Genomic DNA, 1,668 nt, shown 5'->3' with positions numbered 1-1,668 from the left:
CCTGGGCGCGGGCGAAGAACCGTCCGTGGAGCGTCCCGCCGCCGAGGTCGGCCCCCTCCGAGTTCGCCTCGGCGCGCGCCGCGCGCTGCGAAGGGGGCAGCAGGTCGGGGAACGGCTCCGACCAGTCTGAGGCCGCCAAAGAGGAGACGGCCGAGCAGTACGCATCGAACATATCGGCGATCATTCCGTCGGGGAACAGCTCGGACACGTAGTCCCACGAGAGCATGACGCCGCCGCCTCTCTCCATGGCTTGGTGGTCGAGCCACACCTGTGGAGTCTGGGACAGGCCGCCCAGATAATCCATGAAGCCGCCGTCGAGATCGAACCTACTCAGGCCGAGGGCGCTTGTGAACACCACGGGCAGAACCACTCCGGAGGTCCCTGCGGAGCGCGCCAGCTCGCGCTGGACCCACACGGCCGAGACCGCCCTATGCTCCAATCCTCCGGCAAGCTCGTTCTGGACGCCCCTCATCTGGGCCTCGACGGACGCGTCGGCCGAGGGGCGGCATGCCACCGGGAGAAGGGTGGTGAAGTCGCCCACCACCTTGTCTATGTCGGGATGGACCTCGGGGCGGTCGAAGATGGTCAGGTTCAGCGTCACGCCGCCCCCTCCGCTCCAGGCTGACAGCACCCTCGCGTAGCAAGCAAGCAGGACTGCCGAGGGTGTGATGCCGTGCAGCCGGGCCTTTTCCTTGACCGCCGACCATTCGGGCTCGGCAACCGTCCGCCACAGGCGCTCGAACCTCCCTTCCCCGACCGTCGAGGGGTCGGCGGCGAGGGGGAGCTGCGGCGCGGGCGGCAGCTCGGGCAAGCGCGAGCGCCAGTAGCCCTCCGCCTCTTCAACCTCGCGACCGTCTCTCCGGTGCCCGACGACGAAATCCCTGAACGTCAGGCCGATGCCGGGGAGGTCGGCCCCGGGGTTCTCGTAGAGTTCGGCCAGTTCGGCGAGAACGGTCATAACGCTAAGTGCGTCAAGCACCGTATAGTCGAAGCAGAATACAAGTCGAGTTTGCTTTCCTGATTCTTCATGCCAAGAAATTGAGACCACGCGATGAAGAGGGGGTTTTGCCAATGCGAATACAGTACGTTTAATCTCTTCGAGTTGCTGCTTTGCTTCAGAGCTATTTGCGCATTCAGCTCGCTCTATGTGTCCGATTTTGGAAGACGGTGCAATGGATTGAGTTCCGTCTTCTTCGACCGATGCTCTCATCATTCCGTGTCTCTTCTGCACTTTGCCCCATGCAGCATCAAGCCGATCAAGATCGATTTCGTCTACTGCGAATATCTGGCAGTAGGTTGTGCCAACGGTGGCTTGGCTGGATGAGTCTCCGCGGCTCACCAGATAAGCGTGTTGTATTTCCGTCAAAGGAAAACTCTCGTATTCTTTTGACGGATCTACCTCAATGAGAGCTTCCTGCTTTGGGGGAGCTTCTCTTTTCCTGAGCGTCTTGCAAAACTCACTTAGATTTTCCGTATCAAAAAGAAGCTGAAGGCGAACATCCTCGTATCCGAGTGCCCGCACTCTGCCGATGACTCGTGATGCCATGAGGCTGTCGCCGCCCAGCTCGAAGAAGTTCGACTCCCTTCCGACGGGCCCCGCATCGAGCAGCTCCTCCCACACCGACGCCACGGCGCGCTCCGCTTCGGTGGCCGGTTCGGACAGGGAGG

The 1,668-nt window shown here is 61.8% G+C and carries 1 protein-coding gene; it reads right to left on the bottom strand.

Annotated elements, in window-relative coordinates; all coding sequences use genetic code 11:
- A partial coding sequence (locus GO707_RS11790; protein ID WP_418655110.1) for a condensation domain-containing protein occupies window positions 1-1,621 on the bottom strand: 1,621 nt, incomplete at its 3' end.
- Between the last annotated feature and the right edge of the window lie 47 nt (window positions 1,622-1,668).

The organism is Adlercreutzia rubneri, from assembly GCF_009755265.1.
GTDB classification, from domain to species: domain Bacteria; phylum Actinomycetota; class Coriobacteriia; order Coriobacteriales; family Eggerthellaceae; genus Adlercreutzia; species Adlercreutzia rubneri.
The sequence above is the reverse complement of the archived record's forward strand: the minus strand, read 5'-3'. Positions and strand labels throughout refer to the sequence as shown.